Genomic DNA, 23,965 nt, shown 5'->3' with positions numbered 1-23,965 from the left:
TATTTTTGCAGTACTACATGACAGAAAACGATTAAATTTATATTCAAGCTTATTTCAATTACCTAAATATTTTGATCCATGATTCATCCAGGTGATCTTCCACACCCTTCAAAATTTTATCGCGCTACATTTCTAGAAAATAATTGATAAAAAATAACATTTTTATATTTTCCTCCATATAATCAAAAAATGATCATTTTTTATATGTGACAAGTTTTGCCATGAATGAATTGCAAGCTTTAGTACAAGGTCAAATTTCACCACAGGCGATTCCAGTTGATCATCTGTTGCAGTTAGCCGAACGTTATACCGATCCTAACTCAACTGAATATAAACTGATTGAACTGGCTGCCAATATCATTCTGGCCAAAAGCCTGGATAAAGCACTTAAATATTTATAATAGATGACGATGATGAATGCTCTTGAAAAAGTACGTCTGATTAAAGAACTGTATGAATTAGGATATGATCTGGATCATCGTAGTCTCAGCTTATATGAAGTAGTCCGCTCTAAAAAACGTGTGCAAGAAATTTTTCAGCAGTGCAATGAGCCTGTTTTCAAGAAACAGCTACTGGCATTCAAAACCCGTCTTCAACCTGAACTTGCTGCACAGGAATTTGCTCGAGAAACCCATTATTACCATAGCTTCCGTGGTTTTTTTCTCAATGCAGATCATCTAAAGGAAGCCCTGTATGCTCACCCGCTTTCAGGTTGGGCTTTCTTGCATGATCCTAAACGTGGCTGGCAAATCTGGCTGATCCCAGCACCTCAACGTACTGCATTGATCAGTGAATGGAACCTTGATATAGAGCAGAGCTTTAGCTGGCTGTTACACCAGCAACAGCTTTCTTCATGTTTGAAAAGTGATCATGAATTACAAGCTACTGCGACCCCATTGTCTTTAGAGATGGTTGAAGAAAAGCTTCCTGAACCCTCTATAAATACTTATATCTCCAAACATGAGATTTGGGCGAATCCTCAAGTTTTGCCCGTTCAACAAAAAGCTTCAAATGTGCTTCAGACAATCGTACCTCCAGCAGAATTAGATTTAAGTCATTCAGAGCCAGACGAACCACAAGTAGAGGATAAGGAGAGCGTCGCAGTACCCGATATTCCAGCGACTCTAGAATTTCAGGATTTATTATTTCAGGTTTCTGATGTTAGCTTGGTCGAAATAGGTAATCATCATCTTTTTGAATTAAGACTGGCTTCTGATTCATCCCTGCAACATCTCAAAATGGCTTGGCATTATCAGGCACATATAGACTGGAACTCTCAACCAGTTTACTTGGCTGAGCAGATAGATAGCACGGGACGCTTTAGCCACTATTGTATGCTATTAGGGACAAGTGAATGGCAGCAAGCCATACAGTTAATGCAGTTCTGGGGACAACAACAGAATTATTATATTGCTGCTATTAAAACGATTAGCGCTGTTGAATTAAGTACTAAATTCTTACAGCTTGATTCGCTCTATCAAACTTATTCCGAACAGGCCCGCTTGATCTGGCAACAAGAAGATTATTTCCCATTTATTCCTCTGCATCAGATTACCACCAAAAAATTTATTCTATTTGATGAGCAGCCAGCCAACTTTCATACTCCCCTTCTATTACTACAGGAACGTCAAAAATTGCGTGTGATTCATGGGGAACAACGTCTTAAGCTGTCTTCCACGGAACAGATGTATCCGTGCTTGATTCTGAAACGTGATCAGCAAATTAACTGGCAGCTGATCCACCAGATTCTGCTGGAGATTAAAGAGCCTGTGGCGGTAGCAGAACTTTATGCAAGCATCCTGGATAAGGCTTTGGAAAAATTGATGTAATTTTGTAGTTCTGGTTGCTTTTATTAGATGCAATTCTGCAAACTTATTCTTGAAATATAAAGAAAAAGAGCAAGAATAGCCCTATGAAAAAAAGCCGGATTTTGCCCGCATCTTTCTTACTGATCAGTTTAACAAGTGTTAGCCCGATACTTTGGGCCGGGCTTGATCAATCTTCTGATACAAGTCAAACAGCCGAGCCTGATGAGCAGGAAGCAGAGCCTTCCAAAAGCTTTAGCTTCCTTGACTATATTCCGCGATTCATAGATAGCACACCTACTTTTTTACCGGAGCAGTCGAGTGAACCCATCGTTCCCAGTACCCATGAGACTGAGGAAAATACCTGGGTAGATCGAAAACAAAAAGGGATTCGTCACTGGACTAACCGTACTGCAAATAAAATTGACAACTGGTTTGGTGAACCCGATGAAAATGAACCTGCACGTGCCACCCTGAGAGTGATTGTGGATAATAGCTGGAACAAATATGATGAATATGAAGTCAAACCCCGTATTCGCGGTAGAATCAAGCTTCCCACATTAGAACGTAAACTCAGTGTGGTTTTTGGTGATGACAGCCTCGATAATGAACTGAATGACAATGTCGCAATTACCAATGAGAATCCAGGCAATGCGCCTGACAGACGGCTGGACCGTAGCCGGACACGAGAAAATAACAGCTCTCTCGCATTGCGCTGGTCGGAACTTTCTAAAAAACTTCCTTTTGAAACTGATCTGGATCTGGGGGTTCGTTCTGGCGATGATATCTATGTCCGTATAAAAGCAAGTCGAGATTGGGCACTACATAATGACTTCTCATTCCATGCCGAACAGATCTATCGTTACGGGATTGATAGTGAAAACTATCTGCGAACCAACCTGGAATTGACCCATGCGCGCCCTAATCAACCTTTTCTCTCCAACCAGTTCAGCCTGATCTATGCAGATGAACAGGATGATGATTTACGCTGGAATAATTACAGTTTTCGACAGCACCAGTTCTTTAATGCTCACCGCTTCAGTTACGGCCTCTATACTGGGGGTTATATGAATGATACAGACCTACGTCTGAATACTTGGGGACCTTATGTTTCCTGGCGCCAGCCCTTTCTTCGAGAATGGTTCTTCGTACAGACGGATGTCAATTATTTAAATGACCATCGTGAAGATCGGAATCATTACCTAGGCGCCGCAGTCCGCTTAGAAGCTATTTTCTAAAATCAGTAACGTTAGATATACAAAAGCCCATGTCAGATGGGCTTTTTCAATCCGATACAATCGTCATTCATTAAATTTTGCTAAACATAATACGGTCTGTACGCATTACACGTTTAGGTTGCAAAGATGGCTGATCCAGAGTGGCTTTGTTAAACACTACACGATCGTTACGCTGTACACGTTCAACCTGTTGAGCTTCCATTTTCATAGGTTTATAGAAACTTATACGATCAGTACATACCACTTTTTCAGTACTAGTTCGCCATCGTGAGCTGGCTCATGGATATCAGTAAGGCAGTTAACAGACTAATGACGATTACTGATTTTATGATTTATATCTCCATTAACTTAACAATCGTTATTATAAATTATTTTTTATTTTATTATCTGTTTATCAAATGAAATACTTTAATGTATTTTTTTATTTTGATGATGGGTTCTCCAGATTAAAGCCCTTTTATAGTCTAATATTTCCAGTGAATAGTCATAAAAAAACCCTTCTATAAGAAGGGTTTTTCTAACTCTGAAAATTAAGCTAATAACAGACTGTTAATACGCTTTACATACTCCGCCGGATTCTCTGGTAAACCACCTTCAGCAATCACCGCCTGATCAAAGATGACATTGGCCAGGTCATCAAACTGGGTAGAGCCTTCCAGTTTTTTCACCAATGGATGTTCAGGGTTGATCTCTAAAATCGGTTTCATATCCGGTACAGGCTGGCCCGCATCTTTCAGCATACGGATCAATTGTGGTGATAACTCCCCTTCCCCCGTCACCAGACAGGCTGGTGAATCTACCAGACGAGTTGTTACACGCACTTCCTTAGTTTTATCCTTCAAGGAATCCGTCAGTTTATCGACTACAGGCTTAAACTGCTCAGCAGCTGCTTCAAGCGCTTTCTTCTCTTCAGCATCTTGCAGATCACCGAGATCTACTGCACCCTTAGATACATTCTGCAACGGCGTACCATCAAATTCATGCACGAAGTTCATTGCCCATTCATCTACGCGCTCAGACATGAGGAGAACTTCAATGCCTTTTTTCTTGAACAGTTCCAGCTGAGGAGAATTTTTCGCTGCATTCAGACTGTCAGCCGTTACATAATAAATAGCCTTTTGACCTTCCTTCATGCGAGCTTTATAGTCTGCCAATGAAGTACTGATTTCATCATTGGTTGAGGTCGCATAACGCAGTAATTTCAGGATGCGTTCACGGTTACTAAAATCTTCACCCAAACCTTCTTTCAGCACAGCACCAAATTCACGGTAGAAAGTTTTGAAGTTTTCCTGATCTTTTTCATCTTCAGACTTGGCCAGATTATCCAGCATGGTCAGGATACGACGGGTATTGCCTTCACGAATCGTTTTGACATCACGGCTTTCCTGTAGTAATTCGCGACTTACATTTAATGGTAAATCTGCACTATCCACCACACCTTGTACAAAGCGCAGATAGTTTGGAATCAGGTTATCCGCATCATCCATAATGAAGACACGTTTCACATACAGCTTGATCCCTGCTTTGGCATCACGGGTGAAAATATCCTGTGGAGCCTTGCTTGGTACATAAAGCAGTTGGGTGTATTCTGTGCTACCTTCAACACGGTTATGCGCCCAAGCCAGCGGTGCAGCAAAGTCATGAGTCAGGTTCTTATAAAACTCGACATACTGTTCTTCAGTAATCTCAGATTTATTACGGGTCCATAAAGCACTGGCAGAGTTGATCGCTTCCCACTCGTCCGTCTTCACATATTGACCACCTTTTGGTGTTTCACCCTCTGCAGCTTCTTCTTCCTGCCAGACTTCTTTCTGCATCTGGATAGGCAAGCTGATATGGTCAGAATATTTATTAATAATCTGCTTCACTTTATAGCTTTGCAGATAATCCAGAGCATCTTCACGCAAATGCAGGATAATGTCCGTACCACGGCCGTCTTTAGTGATCTGTTCAACTTCGAAATCACCTGTACCACCACTGATCCAGCGTACGCCTTCAGACTTGTCCGCACCTGCACGACGGGACTCTACAGTGATCTTGTCGGCGACAATAAAGCCTGAATAGAAACCGACACCAAACTGACCGATCAACTGGGCATCGGCTTTTTGATCCCCGGTCAGTTTTGACATAAAGTCTTTGGTACCTGATTTGGCAATCGTCCCCAAGTTATCAATGGCTTCTTGCTGGCTTAAGCCAATGCCATTATCAGAAATAGTAATCGTTTTATTGTTTTGATCGAGACTGACCCGAACACGCAGGTCAGGTTCATTTTCATAATATTCAGGATGATTGATCCCTTCAAAGCGTAACTTATCACATGCATCTGAAGCATTTGAAATCAATTCACGCAGGAAAATTTCAGGGTTTGAGTATAGCGAATGTGTCACGAGGTGCAGTAACTGCGCCACCTCGGCCTGGAAACTATGCTTTTGTGCGTTTGACTCGCTCATTCTTTACTCCTTTCATTCTTGGAAACAGACTTAAGCTGATGCCTATATGAATGGAGTGAGTTATTTAATTTTCAATAGTATCTAGTGATTTTCATGCAAAAAAATTCACCACTTAAAATGGTCCTTGACGATAGACCCGGTCAAATTGCAAGTCGATCTGTTGCTGGCGCATTTTATACACCTGCGTCAGACAGTCGACAGACTCCTGACACTGATCACGAAACTGTAACCACTTGACCTGATCTCGCTGAATGACCGAGCGCGTACCCATGGGCACAAGATGACGGATAATATTGTAACTGGTGGCCATTTTGACATCGGCATCATTCAGTGTCCGATGCTGACAAATCGCCTTTTCAGTTTGTGACTGAGCCTTCTGGCAGTCGAAACTTGCCGCATAGCTTTGAGTCGTCCAGACCATAAAGAAGACCAATCCACTTCTAAGCAACCACTTCATTCTTGATCTTCCTATTCTCTTTATTGTATTCAGATTATCTTTGACTTTATTGCATTCAATATATTTGAACAGGGCGAATCTACTCAATTAAATCACGTTATAAATCGTTGTTATTTTGCAAAAAAAAGCCCTATCCGTAGATAAGGCTTTTGGATAATTCCAAAAATTAGAATTTGTAGCTATAGCCAATGGTGTAAACCATAGGATCAATATCTAGATCAAATTTAGCTGGTACATCTCCAGTCAAAGTAACTTCAGGGCTAATTTGTGCATAACGTGCATCAAAGTAAACACCCCAGTTTTTCGCATCAGCTGGTTGATAGCCGAAGCCTACCTGTCCAGCAAAGCCAAAATCTTCTTTTACATCTACGTCAGTATCGCCTAGACCTTTTGTACGTTCATCCCAAGCAACAAATACTGTACCACCTACACCAATGTATGGAGTAAAGCGAGTTGAGTTTTTAAAATGATACTTTGCAGTCAGTGTTGGTGGTAAATGTTTAATTCGCACTACATCCGTACCATTTAATTCAACATCATGATTAATAGGTGCTGCAAGGAATAATTCTGCAGAGATGTTGTCATTAAAGAAATATTCAACCGATGGTGTAAATGCTAATTCATCCGCAGCTTTTAGCTCAGCATCTGGGCCAAGCTGATACTCACCAGTCGGAGAAATAACCGAGCCACCTACCTTAACTTGCCACTGGCCTGCCATCGCAGATACTGAAAGACCCATTAATGCAATTAGAGCAACTTGCTTTAACATTTTTAATACCCCACAGGAAGAATAATTATTAAGAAAAATATACCTTAATTAATAATAAACATGGTTAAAATTAATATGCAATAGATATTATAAAATCAAATTATAAGCATTATTTAAGTATATGTAATTAATATATATTTATTTTAATCTGACCAACCCGGTTGGATTAAAGCACCAACCAAGTTAATCTGATTTAATTATTATTTATTCCAAGCAGACAAGTCAGAATTAATAGGCACTAATTCAAATAAAATGTGTGAAACATCACACAATCAAAGCACCATTGCCGCAATCCAGCCAAAAATCAGCAATGGAATGTTGTAGTGGATAAAGGTTGGAATCACACTGTCCTTCATATGGTCATGTTGACCATCCATATTCAGGCCAGACGTTGGGCCAAGGGTAGAATCTGACGCTGGCGAACCTGCATCCCCCAATGCCGCAGCAGTACCAATAATGGCAATAGTTGCTTCAGGACTAAAGCCAAACTGAATGCATAACGGTACATAAATGATGGCTAGAATTGGCACAGTCGAGAATGATGAACCGATCCCAAGAGTTACTAGCAGACCAATCAAGAGCATTAAGAAGGCTGCAAGTGCTTTACTTTGACCAATCCATTCTACAGAGGCCTGAACCAGCGCTGGCACCTGATTGGTTGCTTCAATGACTGAGGCGAAACCCTGGGCAGCGATCATAATGAAACCAACCAGTGCCATCATACGCATACCGGTAATGATCACATCATCTGCTTCTTTCCATTTAAAGATTCCGGCACAGCTAAGAATTGCTACGCCCACCAAACCTGCAAGAATCATAGAATCTGAATACAGCTGCACAGCCAGCGTTGCTACAACTGCAATCACTGCCATCCAGATGGTGAACTTGGCAATTTGAGGTCGAGCTGCCTGCTGTTCTACGCCCAGTTCGGCAGAAATACTCTGCTGCTGTTCGACCTGGATATCTTTATACACACGTGGCTTACGATAGCTGATAAAGATCGCAACCAGCAAACCGATAAACATGCCAAATACAGGAAGCGCCATGGCAGCTGGAATCTGGTCATAGGTGATCTGGAAGCCATAAGCTTTACCAAAAGTATTGATATTCTGACCCAAAATATCATTCAGGAAGATTGCACCAAAACCAACTGGAATCAGCATATAGGTCGCAACCAGACCAAATGTCAGCAAACAGGCCACCAGACGGCGGTCTAACTGCAAGTGATTAAATACAATCAATAAAGGCGGAATCAACACAGGTATAAACGCAATATGCACAGGAATCACGTTTTGAGAGAAGACCGCGGCAATTGCAACAGTTGCAAAAATCATATATTTAACACGATTTTGTGCTTTGATATCAGCCTCACCTTTTAAGGTACTAATCATCTTATAAGCCAAAAGATCAGGCAGGCCTGAACGTGCCAAAGCTAAAGCAAATGCACCTAAAATACCGTAAGCCAAAGCAATTTTAGCACCACCACCCAGGCCATTGTTAAATGCATCTAAAGTTCCCTGCAGGCCTAGACCCGCCAGCAAACCACCAAGAATAGCACCAATGACCAGGGCAAAAACCACAGGTACACGTGCCAAGGAGAGTCCACACATGACTCCGATAGCAGCAAGAATCGCAAACATAATGAATTGGGAATGAGAGAAAGGGAGGTATTTTATCAGAAAATGCGAATAAAAATTCCCCTACATTTTTATCAATCCAAATCCATCTTTGTGACTGGATTAAGCATGCTGTTGAGTAAACTCACGGATAGACTCTGCAATAAGTTTTGGCTGGCTTAAGATTGCCCAATGATTGGCATCTAGCTCTACCCTGGAAAAGGTTTGCACCCATTTTAGCATTTCATCAACTAGTTGCGGACTGACGAAGTTATCCCGCTTTAGCACAATGGCCTGTACCGGACAGATGGCATAGCGTTCACGAGGTTTAAGCAACCGTGGAATAAAATTGGCCCGATACAGCCCAACGCCATATTTTCCATCTTTGACAATATTCTGGTTCAATGGCAGTCCTTCTTTGCCTTCCAATTCCCGAATAATTTTGCCCCAGCGCTCGGGATTGAAAAAATTCCATGCAGTTGGTGCCAGCCAAGGTAATTGAAACATGGCGATATACCAGGACTTGCTTAATTGTTTAAAAAATCTTGATCGGTTTTGCTTGAACTGATTCCGCATCCAGAAGGCGGCATGATCCAGACAGGGACCTGAAATCGTGGTAAAGGAAAGAATACGGCCTTCGAATCTTGGGTCGGTCACCGACTCCCAGGATTGAATCGAACCCCAGTCATGGGCAACCAAATGAAAAGATTGTCTTGGAAGAACGGCATTCACCACTTCCTCCAGATCCATACTCAGACGCTCCAGACGATAATCACGGATATATTTGGGAATGGATGAATCCCCTGCGCCACGCACATCATAAGTAACGATAAAATAATCCGGCAGATAGACAATTACATTTTTCCAGACCTCCTGATGATCCGGATAGCCATGCACCAAAACCAAAGCAGGCTTGCTGATATCACCAAAGGTTCTTACTGCAAGACGCTGCTGATCACTGGTTGCCACCCATTGAGTTTGTGTTTCCATCTGGTCTTCCTTTATTGTTATTGACCGTTTATTTTATAACTCGGCATGATTTATCAATGCCATCACAATTTTGTTGTTCTAGTATGCATAGCTATACAAGAAAAAAGAATGTCAGTATGAGCCTATTACGTAAAATTCAAAGCCTGCCTTTGGTCACTAAATTTATCTTAAACCGCTATGCACCCTATCGTGGAGCGGGTATCGAAATTGATGAACTGGATTATGCCAATTATCATATTCGCGTGAAAATGCCACTAACTCGTAAAAACCAGAATATTGTCGGCGTACATTTTGGGGGTAGCCTGTATTCCATGGTCGATCCCTTTTACATGTTGCTGCTGATGCATCATTTGGGACCAAAATATATTGTCTGGGATAAAGAAGCGACCATCCAGTTCCTCTCTCCAGGCCGCGGAACCGTGTATGCAGACATACGCATTGATGCTGAAGAAGTGAAAACTATTATGAATTTGGCGGCTGATCATGCTCCTGTCTATCGTAACTATCAGGTCGATATTTATGATGATTCAGGTGTGCGTATTGCAGAGGTAAAAAAGACCATATATATCCGTCGTAAAAAACCTAAGGCTCTCTTTAAAAATAAATAGAAATTGGATCAACAAAATAAAAGCGCCTGTACAGGCGCTTTTATATATTAATACCAGATAGGGCTGTGATTAACGGCGTTGCTCAATCGCCGCGCCTGCACCACCGCCGATCGCACCACCGATTGCTGCACCAGCGTTACCACCAAAAATACTCTTACCAACGGCTGAGCCCACAGCACCGCCTACACCACTGTAGGTTGCATTGCGGTTAGAGCCGCCTTGAGTCTTACTTCCGACAGCGGCACCGGCACCACCGCCAATAGCAGAACCCCAGCCACCGCCGACACTATTACCCACACCACCACCGACTGCGCCACCGAGTGCTGCAGCACCTACACGTTGATCACGGGCAGACATATTTTCACAACCTGCTAACATAAAGGTTGAAACTGTCACCGCAGCCACTACGCCAATTAACTTTTTCATGATCCAGCTCCCTGTTCGATTCCTCTGTCTTATGAGTTAAGAGTAACCGGAATTTAAGGAGCGATTTATAACAAGATGTTAAATCTTGAAACTCCCCCTACGCTATTTTGTAAATAGCACATGAAATTGGATCTTTTAAGTTTATTCCGCAGTATCTACCATGAGCAAATCATGAGAGGTTGCACCATCTTCAGTCATCACGGTATGCGTTACCTTGGTTTTATCCGTACCAGTATGTTGCTGCAATTGTAGAGTACGTTTTACAGGTTCAGCCTGATCTTTTTAAACTCGATACCTTCAGCATCAATAATTCTGGTTTGCTGGAGGATTTCACCGTCCTGCTTCAATGTCGTATTGAATTCAATTTTAGAGGTGGGAACAATCACGCCCCCCCTTTTGAATCACTGGAATTGACATTTTTTTATCTGAGAACTGCACCAGAGTGTCATCAAATACCACTTCTTTAGCAACAATATCCTTGCCTTTATTGGTGATTTCCAGAATCGTGGCTTCAACATGACGTACAGGTTGCTGTCCTTCTACCCGACGCAGCACTTCAGTTTTTAGTACAGGAACCACAGCTTTATCCTCAACCATAATAGTATTGGGCATGGGCGCTGCAAATGAAACAGTTGAGACTACGAATAATGTGGTAACCGCTAATTTTTTACTTATAGAACGCATTTTTCCCTCTCAATAAAAAAAATAAGACCTGAGCTTAACAAGCGGCACTTGTACTACAGATCATCGGTATGGATTAATAAGTAGCAATGATCAGTGCCTAAATAGATGTAAAGCTTGTTTTACTTTATTGAGTAACAGCTTCTGATGTTGCAACGTCATCTGTTTCTAATGGTGCCGCATCCAAAGGTTGAGCTTCTTCATTTGCAGCTGTTTGATCTACAACTTCAGTTTCATCCGCAGCTGTAGTGTCGCCAGGTGCTGTATTTTCTGCTTGATCTTTAGAACACGCTGTCAAACCGAGTGCTAGCAGTAGTACAACTGAGATTGCTAAATTTTTCATCTTATTGTTCCCATTTTAAGTTTATGTTTTCCTCAGAAATACTGGCATATTTTAGGGTTTGATTTCAAATCATTGTTTAAAGTCGCTGACTTGACAACATCCAGCAATAAAAAAAGCCACCCGAAGGTGGCTTTTTCTGATTTAAAGTGTCTGATTACAGACCGTTAAACTCATCATTAAATGCTTGGCTAAGCGCTTGGTCTACATCAGAGAAGTCATTATGCAGTTCAAATTCTGCAGCTTCTGCTTCTTGGCGACGACGCTCCAAGTGGTAAGCCAGACCTGTACCCGCTGGGATCAGACGACCTACAACTACGTTTTCTTTCAGACCGCGTAGATCATCTTCTTTACCTGTTACAGCCGCTTCAGTTAACACACGAGTTGTTTCCTGGAACGATGCAGCAGAGATGAACGAGTCAGTAGAAAGTGACGCTTTGGTAATACCCATCAATTGACGTTCAAACTTCGCAGGGAACTTGTTCTGAGCAAGCAATGCTTGGTTCTCTTGAGCAACGCGGATGTAATCCACCTGTTCGCCTTTGATGAAGCTAGAATCACCACCATCAGTGATTTCAACTTTACGCAACATTTGACGTACGATCACTTCGATGTGCTTATCGTTGATTTTTACACCTTGCAGACGGTAAACGTCCTGAACTTCATTCACGATGTAATTGGTCAACGCCACTTCACCTTTCAGACGTAAGATGTCATGCGGGTTCTGTGGACCATCAGAAATAGTTTCACCACGGTTCACATGTTCGCCTTCGAACACGTTAATGGTACGCCATTTCGGAATCAGTTCTTCGTAGATCTCTGAACCATCATCCGGAGTAATTACCAGACGGTTCTTACCTTTGGTCTCTTTACCGAAGCTTACGATACCAGACACTTCTGCAAGGATCGCATGCTCTTTAGGCTTACGTGCTTCGAACAAGTCAGCTACACGCGGCAGACCACCGGTAATATCACGCGTACGTGAAGATTCTTGTGGTACACGACCGATTACATCACCCACACCAATTGTTTCGCCATCACGGACAGAAAGAATTGTGTTTTGTGGCAAGAAGTAGAACTGTTCGCCACCATCTACTGTGTCAAGCACAACAGCAGGACGTAAATCTTTACCAGAAGCAGGACGCGCTGTAACAGGCAAGATCTCAACAGTCGTCATACCAGTTGCATCATCAGTTTTCGATGTTGCAGTTACACCATCAGCAATCTGGCTGAAGCGCACTTTACCAGCTACTTCTGTTACCAGTGGATGTGTATGCGGATCCCAAGTCGCCACGATACCGCCAGCCTCTACAGATTCGCCATCTTTCAGCAAGATAGATGCACCGTAAGGGATCTTATAACGTTCGCGCTCACGACCTAGATCATCTGCAATACCGATTTCACCTGAACGTGAAGTTGATACCAAGTGACCTTTCGCGTGTTGTACAGTTTTTACATTGTGGAAACGTACAGTACCTTTGTTACGAACTTGTACGCTGTTTGCAGCAGAAGTTCGGCTCGCAGCACCACCCACGTGGAACGTACGCATGGTTAACTGTGTACCTGGCTCACCAATTGATTGAGCAGCCATTACACCCACAGATTCACCAGGGTTCACTTGATGACCACGTGCCAAGTCACGACCGTAACATTTCGCACATACACCGAAAGTAGAGGCACAGTTTACAACTGAACGTACTTTGATTTCGTCAATACCCGCGTTTTCAATGAACGTAGCCAGTTTCTCGTCAATTAACGTGTTACGAGGAAGAAGAACTTCGTCTGTACCCACTTTCTTAACGTCTTCAGCAACGACACGACCCAGTACTCGAGTACCCAGGTTCTCGATCACGTCACCGCCTTGAATGAACGGCGTCATTACAAGACCATCATAAGTACCACAATCTGGCTCAGTGATGACCAAGTCTTGCGCAACGTCTACCAGACGACGAGTCAAGTAACCAGAGTTCGCAGTTTTTAGTGCTGTATCGGCCAAACCTTTACGCGCACCGTGTGTTGAAATGAAGTACTGAAGTACTGTCAGACCTTCACGGAAGTTCGCTTTAATTGGCGTTTCAATGATCGAGCCATCCGGCTTCGCCATCAGACCACGCATACCAGCCAACTGACGAATCTGAGCTGCGGAACCACGGGCACCGGAGTCAGACATCATGTAGATGCTGTTGAATGATTTCTGTTTCTCATCTTCACCCTGTTTGTTCTTAACAGTCGTGTAAGACAAGTTGTCCATCATCGCTTTCGCTACCTGGTCGTTGGTACGTGCCCAGATATCGACGACTTTGTTATAACGTTCGCCGGCAGTTACGAAACCTTGTTCGAACTGCTGTTCGATTTCACGAACTTCAGCTTCAGCTTTACCAATAATTGCCTGTTTGTTTGGTGGAATCAGCATGTCTTCCATACCAACCGATACACCTGAACGCGTCGCTTGACGGAAGCCTAGGTACATCAACTGGTCAGCGAAGATAACAGTATCTTTCAGACCCAATTTACGGTAGCAAGAGTTGATTAACTTCGAGATGTTCTTTTTGGTCATCTCAACGTTAATTTGCTGGAAGTCCATACCTTCAGGAACAACTTCCCAAAGCAGACAACGACCAGGGGTTGTATCAACAATGATGGTTTCTTGACGACGGTTGCCATCTTCATCAATCACAGTTTGGTGTACACGTGCTTTCACGCGAGCGTGTAGATCAACCTGACCAGTTGCAAGTGCACGGTTTACTTCGTGAGTATCCGCGAACACCATGCCTTCACCTTTGGCATTGATTGCATCACGTGTGATGTAATACAAACCCAACACAACGTCCTGAGACGGTACGATAATTGGTTCACCGTTCGCTGGAGACAAGATGTTGTTGGTTGACATCATTAACGCACGAGCTTCTAACTGAGCTTCAAGTGTTAATGGTACGTGTACCGCCATTTGGTCACCGTCGAAGTCGGCGTTAAATGCCGCACAAACTAACGGGTGAAGACGGATCGCTTTACCTTCAATCAGGATAGGTTCAAACGCTTGAAGACCTAGACGGTGAAGTGTTGGCGCACGGTTCAACATGACTGGATGCTGACGGATCACAGATGCAAGTACGTCCCAAACTTCTGGAGTTTCGCGCTCAACCATTTTCTTCGCAGCTTTAATGGTAGTCGCTTGGCCAGATGCTTGTAATTTCGCAAAGATGAACGGCTTGAACAGTTCAAGCGCCATTTTCTTCGGAAGACCACATTGGTGAAGACGTAAGTTTGGACCTACAGTAATTACCGAACGACCCGAGTAGTCAACACGCTTACCAAGTAAGTTTTGACGGAAACGACCTTGTTTACCTTTGATCATGTCTGCCAAAGATTTAAGAGGACGTTTGTTCGAACCGGTAATTGCACGACCACGACGACCGTTGTCTAACAATGCATCCACAGACTCTTGAAGCATACGTTTTTCGTTACGTACGATAATGTCTGGCGCTGCAAGGTCAAGAAGACGCTTCAAACGGTTGTTACGGTTGATCACACGACGGTAAAGGTCGTTCAAATCAGAAGTCGCGAAACGACCACCTTCAAGTGGCACAAGCGGGCGAAGATCTGGTGGAAGTACTGGAAGTACGTTCATTACCATCCATTCTGGCTTGTTATTCGATTCTTTGAACGCTTCCATAAGTTTCAAACGCTTAGACGCTTTTTTCAACTTAGTTTCAGAAGTTGTTACAGGAATCTCTTCACGCAGGCGAGAAATTTCGGCTTCAAGATCGATGTCTTTCAACAAGTCCTGAACTGCTTCCGCGCCCATTTTCGCTGTGAATTCGTCACCGTGTTCTTCTAAGGCATTGAAGTACTCTTCATCATTTAGAAGCTGGTATTTCTCAAATGGAGTCATACCAGGATCGGTTACAACGTAAGATTCGAAATACAATACGCGTTCGATATCACGTAGCGTCATGTCTAATAAAAGACCGATACGGCTAGGTAGTGATTTCAGGAACCAGATGTGTGCAACTGGAGAAGCCAGCTCGATGTGACCCATACGTTCACGACGAACTTTTGCAGTTGTTACTTCAACGCCACATTTTTCACAAATGACGCCTTTGTATTTCATACGCTTGTATTTACCACACAAGCATTCGTAATCTTTTACTGGACCAAAGATTTTGGCACAGAATAAACCATCACGTTCTGGCTTGAATGTACGGTAGTTGATGGTTTCAGGCTTTTTAACTTCACCATGAGACCACGACTTAATCATTTCTGGTGACGCAAGACCAATACGGATGCGATCAAACTCTACTGGAGCATGACCGTCTGAATCCGTCTTTTTGCGCATGATATCGAGCAAGTCTTTCAATTTTTTTCTCCGTGTGTTGTGGAGATTTTCACTCAACAACTGGGTCACAAATATTGTTTTTTACTGAAATTTGGGAATTTTAAGAATCCCCCTAAATCCCCCTTTAAAAAAAGGGGGGACTTCTCCCCTCTTTCTCAAAGAGGGGTCAGGGGAGATTTCTTAGTCACCATTTTTCAGTTCAATGTTGATACCTAAAGAACGGATCTCTTTGGTCAATACGTTGAACGATTCAGGCATACCTGGGTCCATGTAATGGTTACCATCTACAATATTCTTATAGATACGGGTACGACCTTCAACGTCATCCGATTTCACAGTAAGCATTTCCTGGAGTGTATATGCTGCACCGTATGCTTCAAGTGCCCATACTTCCATCTCACCGAAACGCTGACCACCGAATTGTGCTTTACCACCAAGCGGCTGTTGCGTTACTAGAGAGTAAGAACCAGTAGAACGCGCATGCATCTTGTCGTCAACCAAGTGGTTCAGTTTCAGCATGTACATGTAACCTACAGTTACCGGACGGTCGAAACGTTCACCAGTACGGCCATCATACAATACTGTTTGACCAGTACGTGAAATGCCACCAAGCTCTAACAATTCTTTGATTTGCGATTCTTCAGCACCGTCGAATACTGGAGTTGCCAAAGGAACACCTTTACGCAAGTTACCAGACAATGCCAAGATTTCATCATCAGTCAGGCTATCAAGATCTTCTTGCTCGCCGCCTACTTTGTTGTAAATCTTGTCTAAGAATTCACGAAGCTCAAGTACCGTACGTTGCTCTTGAAGCATCTTGTCAATTTTGTCGCCAAGACCTTTCGCCGCCATACCCAAGTGAGTTTCAAGAATCTGACCCACGTTCATACGTGACGGTACGCCTAGCGGGTTCAATACGATATCAACAGGTACACCGTTTGCATCGTGCGGCATGTCTTCTACCGGCAAGATGTTAGATACAACACCCTTGTTACCGTGACGACCCGCCATCTTATCACCAGGCTGGATACGACGTTTAACCGCTAGATAAACCTTAACAACTTTCAGTACGCCAGTTGTAAGTTCATCGCCTGTAGATAATTTGCGTTTCTTCTCAGCAAATTTCTCATCAATTTCAAGGCTCTTCTCTTTCAAGAAAACTTGAATTTGCGTTAAACGCTCAGCGATTGCTTCATCTACTGGTTGGATGTCTAACAGATCAACAAGCTCTAAACCAGACAGAACGTCTTCAGACAGTTTGTCACCGCGTTTAGTTGTGCCACCACCGTTAGATTCCTGACCTTTCAACAGACGAACAATACGTTCACGTGCTGCTTCTTCAAAGATTTTGTATTCTTCTTTCAAGTCTTTACGGTAAGCATCAAGCTGAGCTTTTTCAATTGCTTGCGCACGTTCATCTTTTTCAAGACCATCACGTGTAAACACTTGAACGTCAATCACGGTACCTTTAGTACCCGATGGAACACGTAAAGAAGAGTCTTTTACGTCAGCTGCTTTTTCACCGAAGATTGCACGTAGCAATTTTTCTTCCGGAGTAAGTTGTGTTTCACCTTTAGGCGTTACTTTACCTACCAGGATGTCACCAGCAGTCACTTCAGCACCGATATAAACGATACCAGACTCATCCAGTTTAGACAGAGCAGCTTCACCCACGTTCGGGATATCGGCAGTAATTTCTTCAGCACCCAGTTTGGTATCACGTGCAACACATGAAAGTTCCTGGATGTGGATAGACGTTAAACGGTCTTCCTGAAGTACACGCTCAGATAACAAGATCGAGTCTTCATAGTTGTAACCGTTCCAGGTCATGAATGCTACGCGCATGTTTTGACCCAGTGCCAGTTCACCGCCATCAGTCGATGGACCATCAGCAAGAACGTCACCGCGACCCACTTTATCGCCCATGTTCACAAGAACTTTCTGGTTGATACAAGTGTTCTGGTTAGAACGGGTGTATTTGATCAGGTTGTAGATATCTACACCTGCTTCGCCCGCAACCATTTCGTCTTCGTTGACACGAATCACGACACGAGAAGCGTCTACATATTCAATACGGCCACCACGTTTCGCGATCACACATACACCAGAGTCATGTGCTACGTTCGCTTCCATACCGGTACCAACCAGTGGCTTGTCAGCGATTAACGTAGGAACTGCCTGACGTTGCATGTTTGAACCCATCAATGCACGGTTCGCATCATCGTGTTCAAGGAACGGGATCAGTGATGCAGCTACAGACACGACCTGCTGAGCAGATACATCCATATGCGTCACTTTTTCTGGTGGAATACGTACGAATTCACCTTGGTGACGTACAGATACGAATTCTTCAGTCAGGTTGCCATCTTTATCGATTGCAGAGTCGGCCTGTGCGATAACAGTACCTACTTCTTCGATTGCAGACAGGTATTCAACTTCATCCGTTACACGACCATCAACAACTTTACGGTATGGAGTTTCCAGGAAACCAAAGTTGTTACATTTTGCATATACAGAAAGCGAGTTGATCAAACCAATATTTGGACCTTCAGGCGTTTCAATTGGACAAACACGACCGTAGTGAGTTTGATGTACGTCACGTACTTCGAAGCCAGCACGTTCACGCGTCAAACCACCAGGCCCAAGCGCTGATACACGACGTTTGTGTGTAATTTCAGACAACGGGTTGTTTTGGTCCATGAACTGGGACAACTGGCTTGAACCAAAGAATTCTTTGATTGCAGCAGCCACTGGCTTCGCATTGATCAAGTCTTGCGGAGACAGGTTATCAGTTTCAGCTTGTGACAGACGCTCTTTAACAGCACGTTCTACACGAACCAGACCCACACGGAATTGGTTTTCTGTCATTTCACCAACAGAACGAACACGACGGTTACCCAAGTGGTCGATATCGTCGACTTCACCCTTACCGTTACGGATTTCAACTAATGTTTTCAGTACATCAGTGATATCCTCATTCGAGAGAATACCTTCAACTTCACGTGACTTCTGGTCTGTACCCACTTCGTAAGGACGACCCAAACGACGGTTGAACTTCATACGACCCACTGGAGACAGGTCATAACGCTCAGAAGAGAAGAACAAGTTGTTAAACAGGTTTTCAGCAGCTTCTTTTGTTGGTGGCTCGCCTGGACGCATTACTTTGTAGATTTCTACAAGTGCTTCTTCACGACCTGTCGTCGTATCGGCACGCAATGTATCCGCGATGAATGAACCACGGTCGATGTCATTTGTGAACAGCAAGTTGAACTGCTTCACGCCGCCTTCTGCAATCTTCACCATGATTTCATGACTTAATACAGTATTGGCCGCGATCACATCGCCATCTTTTAACTGGATGTCTTCAGCAGTGATACGTTCGTACAGGTATTCATCAGGCACTGCAAGTTTTTCAAGACCTGAAGCTTCCATTTGACGTACGTGACGTGCGTTAATACGTTTACCTTGCTCAACAATGATCTTGCCGTCTTTGTCAGCAATATCAAATTGTGCCATTTCACCACGCAGGCGTTCTGGAACAAGGTCAATCTGATAGCTACCCATATCAAGATATACAGGCACTTTCTCATAGAACATGTTCAGAATTTGTTCGTTATTATAACCCAACGCACGAAGTACTACAGTCGCAAGCAATTTACGACGACGGTCAATACGTACATAGACTAGGTCTTTGGCATCGAATTCAAAGTCTAACCATGAACCACGGTAAGGAATGATACGCGCAGAATAAAGGACTTTACCACTTGAGTGAGTTTTACCTTTATCGTGGTCAAAGAATACGCCTGGTGAACGGTGTAATTGAGATACGATTACACGCTCGGTACCGTTAATTACGAAAGTACCGTTATCCGTCATCAATGGCATTTCGCCCATATAGACTTCTTGTTCACGTACGTCTTTGATCGATTTCGTTTCACGATCTTTTAAGATCAAACGAATCTTCACACGCATTGGTGCTGCATAAGTTGAGCCACGAAGAATACATTCGCGTACATCAAACTCAGGCTTACCAAGACTATACTCAACAAATTCTAAAGCAGCATTGCCAGAATAACTTTCAATAGGAAAAACTGAACGAAATGCGGCTTGGAGACCGATATCTTCGCGGTTTTTTGGTGATTTGCCATCTTGTAAGAATGTTCTGTACGAGTCGACTTGAATCGAGAGCAAGTACGGAGCATCCATAACGCTAGGCAATTTACCAAAATTCTTACGGATCCGTTTCTTTTCGGTATATGAGTATGCCATCTGGAGTCCTCGGAAAGTGTAAACTAAGCCCGCCTGCAGAACGGGCTCAGAAGGAATTACGCTGGCCGATATGGCCACCACTTTTACAAATGCTGCAATTTTTAGTGGTATTAAAACGCTTAACAATATTTTTTACTGCAAAAATATTGGTAAGCATTTGATCAATTATGTTTGTTTTTTAAATTTGTATGAATTTCTATCATGCAAACAAAAATCGAGCCGATTATTGTAACGCAAAAAGGCTGATGACCCAAGAGCCATCAGCCAATTTTTGGAGTCGATTATAAAAAAACCGACTCCCTTAAGAAATTACTTAAGAGTAACTGTAGCACCAGCTTCTTCAAGTTTCTTCTTAAGCTCTTCGCCTTCTTCTTTAGAAACGCCTTCTTTAAGAACAGCAGGTGCGCCTTCAACCATGTCTTTAGCTTCTTTCAAGCCAAGGCCAGTAGCTTCACGAACCGCTTTAATTACAGCAACTTTGTTCGCACCGAAAGAAGTCAACTCAACATTGAATTCTGATTGTTCTTCAGCAGCAGCAGCAGCGCCTGGAGCAGCAGCAACAGCTACAGCAGCAGCAGATACGTTGAATTTCTCTTCGAAAGCAGAGATTAGTTCAACAAGTTCAAGAACAGTTTTTTCTGCAACTGCGTTTAGGATTTCTTCGTTAGTTAAAGCCATGAGAATAACTCCAAATGGAAATTGAATGGTGTGGAAATAAATTTAAGCTTAAGCAGCTTCTGACTCGTTTTTCTCTTTGAGCGCAGTAATAAGGCGACCCAATTTCGAAATAGGAGCTTGAAGAACGTTTGCAAGCATAGTAAGCGCTTTTTCTTGGTTCGGAAGATTCGCGATCACGCTAACTTCAGCACCTTGATAAACCTTGCCATCAAATGCAGCAGCTTTAAGTTCAAATGCTTTGTTAGTTTTTGCGAATTCTTCGAACAAGCGTGCAGCTGCACCCATGTCGTCTTCAGAAGTCGAGAAAGCTAAGATTGTTGGGCCAACAAGGTTGTCGTTCAAGATATTGAATTGAGTATCTTGAAGAGCACGTTTAGCCAAAGTGTTACGCACGATACGTGTGTGAACACCTAGTTTACGAGCTTCAACACGTAGAGCAGTTAATTGCTCAACTGTTAAACCTTGGTAGTCAGCAACAACAGCGGCAAATGCAGTAGAAGCAACTTCAGCAACTTCAGCTACGATCTGTTTTTTGCCTTCAATAAGAAGAGCCATTGTAAAACCTCCTAACGGTGATTTATGTACTTCAAAGAAGTACACTCCCAATTCGCAAGTCCATCACTGGACCTACACGCGGAGGATGAACAAATCACACCACCGCGTCTACGCAGGCTAGACTATTAAGAGAAGAGCATAAAACTCCCCTCGCCTGAGGTCTTTGACGCTGATAAATTCTCATTTATCAATTCAAAGTCTGCCTAAGTTCACAAGAGACGGAGCGTTTCTTGCGTGAAAATCAAAGCGGCGCTTTGATTTTCACTCAGGGCTTTAAAATTCTGTATAAGTTAAACTTATTTAGAAACGTTTTGAACATCAACGATCAGACCAGGACCCATAGTAGAGCTTAGAGTGATCTTTTGGATGTAAATACCTTTAGAAGTAGCAGGTTTTGCTTTCTTAAGGTCAGCTACAAGAGCTTCAACGTTTTGACGAACAGCTTCAGCAGAGAAACCTACTTGACCGATCGCAGCGTGGATGATACCCGCTTTGTCTACACGGTAACGTGCTTGACCAGCTTTTGCATTTTTAACTGCAGTAGCAACGTCAGGAGTTACAGTACCCACTTTAGGGTTTGGCATTAAGCCACGTGGACCAAGAATCGTACCAAGTTTACCTACAACGCGCATTGCATCTGGAGCAGCAATGACTACGTCGAAATCAAGGTTACCCGCTTGGATGCTTTCAGCAAGATCGTCGAAACCAACAACGTCTGCGCCTTCAGCTTTAGCAGCTTCTGCAGCAGCGCCTTGAGCGAATACAGCTACACGTACAGTTTTACCAGTACCTGCAGGAAGAGTAGTCGCGCCACGAACAACCTGGTCAGATTTACGAGGGTCAACACCTAGATTAACAGCGATATCCAAAGATTCTTTGAATTTCGCAGCTGGAAGGTTAGTAAGAACTTCTACAGCTTCTTCTAAAGTGTAAACTTTTTGCGCTTCAATAGCAGCAGCAATGGCTTTTTGACGTTTAGTTAACTTTGCCATGTCTTATAGCTCCACTTCCAAGCCCATAGAACGTGCAGAACCAGCAATGGTACGAACACGTGCGTCTAAATCAGCACCAGTAAGATCTGGTTCTTTAGTAGTCGCAATTTCTTCTAACTGAGCACGAGTCAACTTACCAACTTTAGTTTTGTTAGGTACAGCCGAACCTTTTTGGATACCAGCAGCTTTCTTAAGAAGAATCGCAGCAGGTGGAGTTTTCATGATGAAAGTGAACGACTTGTCGTTGTACACAGTGATCACGACTGGGATTGGCAGACCAGCTTCAAGCTTTTGAGTAGCAGCGTTGAATTCTTTACAGAACGCCATGATGTTAACACCACGTTGACCCAGTGCAGGACCAATCGGTGGAGATGGATTCGCTTTACCAGCTGGAACTTGCAGCTTGATATAGCCGTCAATCTTCTTAGCCATTTCAAATTACCTCTGGGTGCAAACGCCGCTAGGCTCCCCAATGATTCTACGTAACGATAACCGTTACAACAACAATGCCCGATCCTTCAACAAATCGGGCGTTTTCAACCAATACCGATTAGATTGTTTTTTCGACTTGGCGAAATTCCAATTCAACCTGAGTTGGTCGGTTAAATACATTGATTGTCAGCGTTAAGCGTGACTTTTCGTACTGAACCTCTTCCACCACACCTTTAAAGTCTGTGAATGGACCGTCAATCACGAGTAATTCTTCGCCTGGTTCAAACATCGTCTTAGGACGAGGTGCTTCACCAGTATTGCGTACACGCGCAAGAATCGCATCAGCTTCTTTTTGTGTAATTGGTGCCGGCTTTTCTGCCGTACCACCAATAAAACCTAATACTTTTGGACATTCTTTAACAATGTGCCAGGTTTCATCGTTCATTTCCATTTCGACCAATACATAGCCTGGAAAGAACTTACGCTCTGATTTACGTTTCTTGCCATCCTTCATTTCCACTACTTCCTCAGTAGGGACCAGGACTTCACCAAAGCTATCGGCAACAGCGCTACGCTGGATTCGATCATTAAGCGAACGCATCACTTGTTTTTCATAACCAGAATAGGCATGAATAATGTACCAACGTTTCATAGCTCTCTTACCCGATAATAAACTTCATTAACCAGCCTAATACGTAGTCAAAACACCATAAAACAACGGCTGCAATGACAACAACAACAAGAACATGCCATGAGGTGGTCACTGTCTCTTGTTTGGTAGGCCAAGTCACTCGACGGAGCTCAATTCGTGCGTCTTTCAGCAGTCGAACAAAGCCTTTGCCTTGATGGGTGGCGTATAATAAACCTAAAGCGCCCACGATACAAGCCAAAATCACCCCAACACGAACCCAAATATCATTCGCTGGTGCCCAGTACGCTGGCAAATATTGATTTACCATCATTGCACCCATCAATAAAATCAAGGCGATAACCCATAGAACAATGTCCAATGGAGAACCGGTTTTTACATCTACAGCAGGATTATTTCTTTGGGGAATTGCCGCGCCGCTCATTGCGTCACGTGATTTATCATTCGACATTTTTGTACTCGTCGTAGGTTTCGCGACTTATTATATGACCAGATTTGCCGACATCAAGCGTCTTTTAAGAAAAAATGATGGCAGGTCAGGAGGGACTCGAACCCCCAACATTCGGTTTTGGAGACCGACGCTCTACCAATTGAACTACTGACCTTCAAAAAGACAGACTGGAGCCGGGGCTCCAGTCAATATCTTATACTATATTATGCAGTAACGCGAGATA

Annotated in this window: 20 protein-coding genes, 1 tRNA gene and 1 pseudogene; 4 read left to right on the top strand and 18 right to left on the bottom strand. The window is 43.2% G+C overall.

Going from position 1 to position 23,965, the window contains the following annotated elements:
- Window positions 1-221: 221 nt before the first annotated feature.
- The 3 genes and pseudogenes from BK820_RS08925 to BK820_RS08915 form a co-directional block, all read left to right on the top strand.
- On the top strand, window positions 222-401 hold the full coding sequence (locus tag BK820_RS08925) for a hypothetical protein (protein ID WP_005220731.1): 180 nt from the start codon (window positions 222-224) through the stop codon (window positions 399-401).
- Window positions 402-410: 9 nt separating this feature from the next.
- Window positions 411-1,829 carry a hypothetical protein gene (locus BK820_RS08920; protein WP_228715834.1) on the top strand — a complete coding sequence of 473 codons (1,419 nt, stop codon included), beginning with the start codon at window positions 411-413 and terminating at the stop codon, window positions 1,827-1,829.
- Between the two features lie 239 nt (window positions 1,830-2,068).
- Window positions 2,069-3,043: pseudogene (locus BK820_RS08915) on the top strand (hypothetical protein); the annotation flags it as partial.
- Between the two features lie 70 nt (window positions 3,044-3,113).
- Here the strand turns inward: BK820_RS08915 and BK820_RS15675 are convergent.
- From BK820_RS15675 to BK820_RS08885, 6 genes are all read right to left on the bottom strand, one after another.
- On the bottom strand, window positions 3,114-3,251 hold the full coding sequence (locus BK820_RS15675; protein WP_228715835.1) for a hypothetical protein: 138 nt from the start codon (window positions 3,249-3,251) through the stop codon (window positions 3,114-3,116).
- 322 nt (window positions 3,252-3,573) lie between these two features.
- Window positions 3,574-5,493: a molecular chaperone HtpG gene (gene htpG / locus BK820_RS08905; RefSeq protein ID WP_071320688.1), complete on the bottom strand. Its 1,920-nt coding sequence runs from the start codon at window positions 5,491-5,493 to the stop codon at window positions 3,574-3,576.
- Between the two features lie 112 nt (window positions 5,494-5,605).
- Entirely contained in the window at window positions 5,606-5,950 is a 345-nt protein-coding gene (locus BK820_RS08900) for a lysozyme inhibitor LprI family protein (protein ID WP_071320687.1), read from the bottom strand.
- Window positions 5,951-6,116: 166 nt separating this feature from the next.
- Window positions 6,117-6,719, bottom strand: a complete 603-nt coding sequence (locus BK820_RS08895; protein ID WP_071320686.1) for an OmpW/AlkL family protein — start codon at window positions 6,717-6,719, stop codon at window positions 6,117-6,119.
- 272 nt (window positions 6,720-6,991) lie between these two features.
- The gene (locus BK820_RS08890) at window positions 6,992-8,359 is read right to left on the bottom strand and encodes a Na+/H+ antiporter family protein (RefSeq protein WP_004813546.1); all 1,368 of its coding nucleotides are present in this window, start codon (window positions 8,357-8,359) and stop codon (window positions 6,992-6,994) included.
- A 99-nt stretch (window positions 8,360-8,458) separates the two neighbouring features.
- Complete coding sequence (locus tag BK820_RS08885) at window positions 8,459-9,325, bottom strand: alpha/beta fold hydrolase (RefSeq protein WP_071320685.1); 867 nt, start codon at window positions 9,323-9,325, stop codon at window positions 8,459-8,461.
- Window positions 9,326-9,441: 116 nt separating this feature from the next.
- On the opposite strand from BK820_RS08885, the gene BK820_RS08880 reads away from it, so the two are divergent.
- Window positions 9,442-9,933, top strand: a complete 492-nt coding sequence (locus tag BK820_RS08880; RefSeq protein WP_205681844.1) for a DUF4442 domain-containing protein — start codon at window positions 9,442-9,444, stop codon at window positions 9,931-9,933.
- 69 nt (window positions 9,934-10,002) lie between these two features.
- On the opposite strand, the gene BK820_RS08875 is transcribed toward BK820_RS08880, so the two are convergent.
- From BK820_RS08875 to BK820_RS08820, 12 genes are all read right to left on the bottom strand, one after another.
- Window positions 10,003-10,359 (bottom strand): hypothetical protein, encoded by a 357-nt coding sequence (locus BK820_RS08875; protein ID WP_004813553.1) that lies wholly within the window; start codon window positions 10,357-10,359, stop codon window positions 10,003-10,005.
- 366 nt (window positions 10,360-10,725) lie between these two features.
- A complete protein-coding gene (locus tag BK820_RS15670; protein ID WP_228715836.1) occupies window positions 10,726-10,971 on the bottom strand; it encodes a hypothetical protein in 246 nt (81 codons plus the stop codon).
- 196 nt (window positions 10,972-11,167) lie between these two features.
- Window positions 11,168-11,383 (bottom strand): hypothetical protein, encoded by a 216-nt coding sequence (locus tag BK820_RS08865; RefSeq protein WP_004813556.1) that lies wholly within the window; start codon window positions 11,381-11,383, stop codon window positions 11,168-11,170.
- 154 nt (window positions 11,384-11,537) lie between these two features.
- Window positions 11,538-15,737 carry a DNA-directed RNA polymerase subunit beta' gene (rpoC, locus tag BK820_RS08860; RefSeq protein WP_004890573.1) on the bottom strand — a complete coding sequence of 1,400 codons (4,200 nt, stop codon included), beginning with the start codon at window positions 15,735-15,737 and terminating at the stop codon, window positions 11,538-11,540.
- A 159-nt stretch (window positions 15,738-15,896) separates the two neighbouring features.
- Window positions 15,897-19,985 carry a DNA-directed RNA polymerase subunit beta gene (rpoB, locus tag BK820_RS08855; RefSeq protein WP_071320684.1) on the bottom strand — a complete coding sequence of 1,363 codons (4,089 nt, stop codon included), beginning with the start codon at window positions 19,983-19,985 and terminating at the stop codon, window positions 15,897-15,899.
- A gap of 309 nt (window positions 19,986-20,294) precedes the next feature.
- Complete coding sequence (gene rplL, locus BK820_RS08850; RefSeq protein WP_004813560.1) at window positions 20,295-20,663, bottom strand: 50S ribosomal protein L7/L12; 369 nt, start codon at window positions 20,661-20,663, stop codon at window positions 20,295-20,297.
- A gap of 48 nt (window positions 20,664-20,711) precedes the next feature.
- Window positions 20,712-21,218 (bottom strand): 50S ribosomal protein L10, encoded by a 507-nt coding sequence (gene rplJ, locus BK820_RS08845; RefSeq protein WP_004813562.1) that lies wholly within the window; start codon window positions 21,216-21,218, stop codon window positions 20,712-20,714.
- Between the two features lie 296 nt (window positions 21,219-21,514).
- Window positions 21,515-22,210: a 50S ribosomal protein L1 gene (rplA, locus tag BK820_RS08840; protein ID WP_004813564.1), complete on the bottom strand. Its 696-nt coding sequence runs from the start codon at window positions 22,208-22,210 to the stop codon at window positions 21,515-21,517.
- Between the two features lie 3 nt (window positions 22,211-22,213).
- Window positions 22,214-22,642, bottom strand: a complete 429-nt coding sequence (gene rplK / locus BK820_RS08835) for a 50S ribosomal protein L11 (protein ID WP_004813566.1) — start codon at window positions 22,640-22,642, stop codon at window positions 22,214-22,216.
- A 118-nt stretch (window positions 22,643-22,760) separates the two neighbouring features.
- A complete protein-coding gene (gene nusG, locus BK820_RS08830) occupies window positions 22,761-23,294 on the bottom strand; it encodes a transcription termination/antitermination protein NusG (protein WP_004813568.1) in 534 nt (177 codons plus the stop codon).
- A gap of 7 nt (window positions 23,295-23,301) precedes the next feature.
- The gene (gene secE / locus BK820_RS08825; protein WP_071320683.1) at window positions 23,302-23,742 is read right to left on the bottom strand and encodes a preprotein translocase subunit SecE; all 441 of its coding nucleotides are present in this window, start codon (window positions 23,740-23,742) and stop codon (window positions 23,302-23,304) included.
- A gap of 78 nt (window positions 23,743-23,820) precedes the next feature.
- Window positions 23,821-23,896 (bottom strand) — tRNA-Trp (locus BK820_RS08820).
- Window positions 23,897-23,965: the final 69 nt, after the last annotated feature.

This window comes from Acinetobacter sp. LCT-H3 (assembly GCF_001866125.1).
In the GTDB taxonomy this organism is placed as follows: domain Bacteria; phylum Pseudomonadota; class Gammaproteobacteria; order Pseudomonadales; family Moraxellaceae; genus Acinetobacter; species Acinetobacter schindleri.
Note: the sequence above shows the minus strand (reverse complement) of the source record. Positions and strands in the feature narration are given on the sequence as shown.

Excerpts from the sequence above, each read along its gene's own strand:
- BK820_RS08925 (WP_005220731.1), top strand. The coding sequence starts at position 222 with ATGAATGAATTGCAAGCTTTAGTACAAGGTCAAATTTCACCACAGGCG.
- BK820_RS08920 (WP_228715834.1), top strand. The coding sequence starts at position 411 with ATGATGAATGCTCTTGAAAAAGTACGTCTGATTAAAGAACTGTATGAA.
- BK820_RS15675 (WP_228715835.1), bottom strand. The coding sequence starts at position 3,251 with ATGAAAATGGAAGCTCAACAGGTTGAACGTGTACAGCGTAACGATCGT.
- htpG (WP_071320688.1), bottom strand. The coding sequence starts at position 5,493 with ATGAGCGAGTCAAACGCACAAAAGCATAGTTTCCAGGCCGAGGTGGCG.
- BK820_RS08900 (WP_071320687.1), bottom strand. The coding sequence starts at position 5,950 with ATGAAGTGGTTGCTTAGAAGTGGATTGGTCTTCTTTATGGTCTGGACG.
- BK820_RS08895 (WP_071320686.1), bottom strand. The coding sequence starts at position 6,719 with ATGTTAAAGCAAGTTGCTCTAATTGCATTAATGGGTCTTTCAGTATCT.
- BK820_RS08890 (WP_004813546.1), bottom strand. The coding sequence starts at position 8,359 with ATGTTTGCGATTCTTGCTGCTATCGGAGTCATGTGTGGACTCTCCTTG.
- BK820_RS08885 (WP_071320685.1), bottom strand. The coding sequence starts at position 9,325 with ATGGAAACACAAACTCAATGGGTGGCAACCAGTGATCAGCAGCGTCTT.
- BK820_RS08880 (WP_205681844.1), top strand. The coding sequence starts at position 9,442 with ATGAGCCTATTACGTAAAATTCAAAGCCTGCCTTTGGTCACTAAATTT.
- BK820_RS08875 (WP_004813553.1), bottom strand. The coding sequence starts at position 10,359 with ATGAAAAAGTTAATTGGCGTAGTGGCTGCGGTGACAGTTTCAACCTTT.
- BK820_RS15670 (WP_228715836.1), bottom strand. The coding sequence starts at position 10,971 with ATGCCCAATACTATTATGGTTGAGGATAAAGCTGTGGTTCCTGTACTA.
- BK820_RS08865 (WP_004813556.1), bottom strand. The coding sequence starts at position 11,383 with ATGAAAAATTTAGCAATCTCAGTTGTACTACTGCTAGCACTCGGTTTG.
- rpoB (WP_071320684.1), bottom strand. The coding sequence starts at position 19,985 with ATGGCATACTCATATACCGAAAAGAAACGGATCCGTAAGAATTTTGGT.
- rplL (WP_004813560.1), bottom strand. The coding sequence starts at position 20,663 with ATGGCTTTAACTAACGAAGAAATCCTAAACGCAGTTGCAGAAAAAACT.
- rplJ (WP_004813562.1), bottom strand. The coding sequence starts at position 21,218 with ATGGCTCTTCTTATTGAAGGCAAAAAACAGATCGTAGCTGAAGTTGCT.
- rplA (WP_004813564.1), bottom strand. The coding sequence starts at position 22,210 with ATGGCAAAGTTAACTAAACGTCAAAAAGCCATTGCTGCTGCTATTGAA.
- rplK (WP_004813566.1), bottom strand. The coding sequence starts at position 22,642 with ATGGCTAAGAAGATTGACGGCTATATCAAGCTGCAAGTTCCAGCTGGT.
- nusG (WP_004813568.1), bottom strand. The coding sequence starts at position 23,294 with ATGAAACGTTGGTACATTATTCATGCCTATTCTGGTTATGAAAAACAA.
- secE (WP_071320683.1), bottom strand. The coding sequence starts at position 23,742 with ATGTCGAATGATAAATCACGTGACGCAATGAGCGGCGCGGCAATTCCC.